Consider the following 3,265-nt stretch of genomic DNA (forward strand, 5'->3'; position numbering starts at 1 on the left):
GACCAGGGGATGACGCCGTGGCCGTACTCCTGCGCGGCCGGGATGACCTCCATCTCGGCGCGGCGCTCGGCCAGGTTGTAGAGGCACTGCTCGCTGACGAGGCCGATGGTGCCGCCGCGCCGGGCGGCGGTCTCGTTGGCCTGGGCGATCTTGTAGCCGGGGAAGTTCGACGATCCGGCGTAGAGCACCTTGCCCTGCTGCACCAGGACGTCGATGGCCTGCCAGATCTCGTCGAAGCCGGTGGTCCGGTCGATGTGGTGGAACTGGTACAGGTCGATGTAGTCCGTCTGGAGCCGCTTGAGGCTCGCGTCGACCGCCCGCCGGATGTTCACGGCGGAGAGCTTGTCGTGGTTGGGCCAGGCGTCGCCGTCGGCCATGTTCCCGTACACCTTGGTGGCGAGGACGACCTTGTCGCGCCGGTCGCCGCCCTGGGCGAACCAGTTGCCGATGATCTTCTCGGTACGGCCCCGGTTGCCGCTGCGCCCATACACGTTGGCGGTGTCGAAGAAGTTGATGCCCGCGTCCAGCGCCGCGTCCATGATCGCGTGACTGTCGGCCTCGTCGGTCTCCGGACCGAAGTTCATGGTCCCGAGGACGAGCCGGCTGACCTTGAGTCCTGTGCGTCCGAGCTGCGTGTACTTCATGGCACCCAAGCCAACGACTTGGAGTGCGCTCCAGGCAAGCGGGTCGGAGCGGTCAGTCGCGGGGGAAGGCGTCGGTCCTGAGGGTGAGGCCGAGGACGGTGCCGGTGAGGTCCAGCTCCCCTCCGAAGGCGACCCGGGTCTCGATCGTGTAGTCGCCGTCCTTGGGGTGCGTGAAGATGTGGCAGCGGCCCTGATAGGGGTCGGCGATGAGGTAGAGGGGAACCTCGGCGGCGGCGTACGCGAGCCTCTTGGGGCCGTAGTCGTTGGCGGCGGTGCCCTGGGAGATGACCTCGGCGACGAACTCGACGTCCTTGTGGTGCCAGTGGCCTGTCTCGTCCTGCTTCGCTCCGTCGCGGAGTTTGGCGACGTCCGGGCAGAAGCCGTTCTCATGGCCCGGGAAGTCGATGCGGACGTCCGAGAGCAGTTCGACGTCCATGCCGAAGCGGTCTTCGATGGATCGTTCGATACGGCGGATGATTTTGTGGTGGGTGCTGCGCTGCGGTGTCATGTAGACGTTGCCCCCGACGATCTCAGCCCTGATTCCTTCGGGGACAGGCATCCGTTCAAGCCGCTCGAACCACTCGTCCAAGCGCTCCGTACTGATGTCGGCCATGGCGATCCTGTCGTCTACGACGGTCATCGTGGCGCTCCTCCCCGGCCGACCCAACGACGAGTGCGGCCGCGCGGTACAACGATACGCACGGCGACCAGGTCACGGCAGGGCGCGAATATGCCAGGGGACTAGGAGGCGCCCGCGTACGGCCCGCCCAGTCCCCACTCCTCGTGCAGGGCCTCCGCGAAGGCGCCCGCGATCTTGTGTTCGCCGTCGGCGTTGGGGTGGGTGCCGTCGTACGTGTCGGTGTGGAAGTCGTACGACGCGGGCGGCGGGACGAGGAGGAGGTCGGAGCCGGGTTCGTCTAGGTCGGTGACGGTCTTGGCGAGGATCGCGTTGAACCGGTGGACCTGGTCGGCGAAGGTCGTGTCGGCCTCCACCCGGATGTTGGTGATCACCGGCATGACGGCGATCCGGATCCGCGGGTTCGCCGAGCGGGCCTCGGCCACGAAGGAGCGGACGTTGTCCGCGGTCTGCTCCGGGTTGGTGTAGAAGCCGAGGTCGATGAGGCCGAGGGAGACCAGGACCACGTCCGCGCGGTGGGTCCGGACCGCCTCGCCGATCAGCGGCGTCATGTGGTGCCAGCCCTCGCCCCAGCCGGCCAGGTGGGCGCGGGGGAAGTCCGGGTCGGCGTAGGCGTACGAGGTGGGCGCGTCCGTCGACGGGTCGTGCAGCGCCTCGCGGGGGCCGACGAACGTGAAGGGGCGGCCGTGGGAGTCGCGCAGGTGCTGCCACATGCGGTGGCGCCACGTGTGTTCCCCGGCGCTCCCGATCGTCATGGAGTCACCGACGAACATCAACCTGAGCATCCGCTCATCATGGACGATCCGCCTGGCCGGCGCGATGTGAGCCCGGCCACCCGGGACGGCCGTCACCGTGAACGCCCGGGAGGGATGGCAGGCTTGGCGCATGCGCCGATCTTTCGCCCTCCTCGCCTCGGCCCTCCTCGTGGGCGCGTTCGCCGCGCCCGCCTCAGCCGCCGACGGGGACGGCGGGAGCGACGGCTTCACGATCAAGGACCCGCGCATCACGGAGTCCAGCGGCCTCGCCGCCTCCCGTCTCCACCCCGGCGTGTACTGGACGCACAACGACCAGGACACCGGGCCGTACCTGTACGCCGTGGACGGTGCCACCGGCGAGACCGTCGCCCGGGTCGCGCTGTCCGGCGTCGGCACCCCGCGGGACGTCGAGGCGATCGCCGTCGGCCCGGGCAACCGCCTCTTCGTCGGCGACATCGGCGACAACCTCGGCGGCACGTGGCCCTACGTGTGGATCTACGAGCTGCCCGAGCCGAAGGAGCTGAAGGACCAGACGGTCAAGGCCACGCAGTACGTCGTGAAGTACGCGGACGGCGCCCGCGACGCCGAGTCGATGGTCGTCCACCCCAAGACGGGGCGGGTCTACCTCATCGACAAGAACGAGGACGGCGGGCATCTGTACGAGGGCCCCGCGAAGCTGTCCTCCTCCGGCACGAACGTCTTCCGGCCCACCATCCCCGTCGACCTGTGGGCCACCGACGCCGCGTTCTCCCCGGACGGCGAACAGCTCGCCGTGCGCGGCTACCTGGGCGGCATCTGGTACGCCTGGAACGGCGGCAAGATCCAGCGCAAGGGCCGCATCAGCGTGCCGCTGGGGCAGGGGGAGTCGGTCACGTACACGGCCGACGGCAAGAAGCTGCTGCTCGGCATGGAGGGCGAGAACAGTCCGGTGAAGGCGCAGGACGCGCCCGGGGGCGGCGGCGACGCGTCCTCGTCCTCGTCGTCCTCGGGAGGCTCCGCCGACGGCGGTTCCGCTTCCGGCGGCAACACGCTCAAGGTCGGCGCGGTCGGCCTCCTCGTGGCCTGCGCGGTGCTGTTCGGTCTACGGCGTGTCTTCCGGCGCCGCTGAGCCGCCCGCCCCGGTCCGCGCGGCCACCAGCACCTCCAGCCCGTCCAGGATGCGCTGGAGCCCGAACTCGAAGTGGTCGAAGCCGGTGCTGAAGGCGTCCTCGGAGAGGGAGGCGAGCACA

At 69.4% G+C, this 3,265-nt stretch carries 5 protein-coding genes; 1 reads left to right on the forward strand and 4 read right to left on the reverse strand.

What is annotated here, in order from left to right; translation table 11 throughout:
- The 3 genes from GTW67_RS35535 to GTW67_RS35545 all read right to left on the reverse strand — a co-directional run.
- The coding region (locus GTW67_RS35535; protein WP_161168835.1) for an aldo/keto reductase at positions 1 to 644 on the reverse strand (644 nt) is incomplete at its 3' end.
- A 52-nt stretch (positions 645 to 696) separates the two neighbouring features.
- Complete coding sequence (locus GTW67_RS35540; RefSeq protein ID WP_161168836.1) at positions 697 to 1,284, reverse strand: Uma2 family endonuclease; 588 nt, start codon at positions 1,282 to 1,284, stop codon at positions 697 to 699.
- A 101-nt stretch (positions 1,285 to 1,385) separates the two neighbouring features.
- Positions 1,386 to 2,066 (reverse strand): SGNH/GDSL hydrolase family protein, encoded by a 681-nt coding sequence (locus tag GTW67_RS35545; RefSeq protein WP_161168837.1) that lies wholly within the window; start codon positions 2,064 to 2,066, stop codon positions 1,386 to 1,388.
- Positions 2,067 to 2,166: 100 nt separating this feature from the next.
- Between GTW67_RS35545 and GTW67_RS35550 the strand changes: the two genes are divergently transcribed.
- Positions 2,167 to 3,144, forward strand: coding sequence for a YjiK family protein (locus tag GTW67_RS35550; RefSeq protein ID WP_161168838.1), 978 nt, complete (start codon positions 2,167 to 2,169; stop codon positions 3,142 to 3,144).
- Here GTW67_RS35550 and GTW67_RS35555 read toward each other — a convergent pair.
- Positions 3,118 to 3,265 (reverse strand): TetR/AcrR family transcriptional regulator C-terminal domain-containing protein (locus GTW67_RS35555; protein WP_202438138.1); only part of this gene is annotated, 148 nt, incomplete at its 5' end. The genes GTW67_RS35550 and GTW67_RS35555 overlap by 27 nt on opposite strands.

Origin of the sequence: Streptomyces sp. SID5910 (assembly GCF_009862125.1) — a bacterium.
Lineage (GTDB): Bacteria > Actinomycetota > Actinomycetes > Streptomycetales > Streptomycetaceae > Streptomyces.

Coding starts and splice junctions, on each gene's coding strand:
- GTW67_RS35540 (WP_161168836.1), bottom strand. CDS start 1,284: ATGACCGTCGTAGACGACAGGATCGCCATGGCCGACATCAGTACGGAG.
- GTW67_RS35545 (WP_161168837.1), bottom strand. CDS start 2,066: ATGCTCAGGTTGATGTTCGTCGGTGACTCCATGACGATCGGGAGCGCC.
- GTW67_RS35550 (WP_161168838.1), top strand. CDS start 2,167: ATGCGCCGATCTTTCGCCCTCCTCGCCTCGGCCCTCCTCGTGGGCGCG.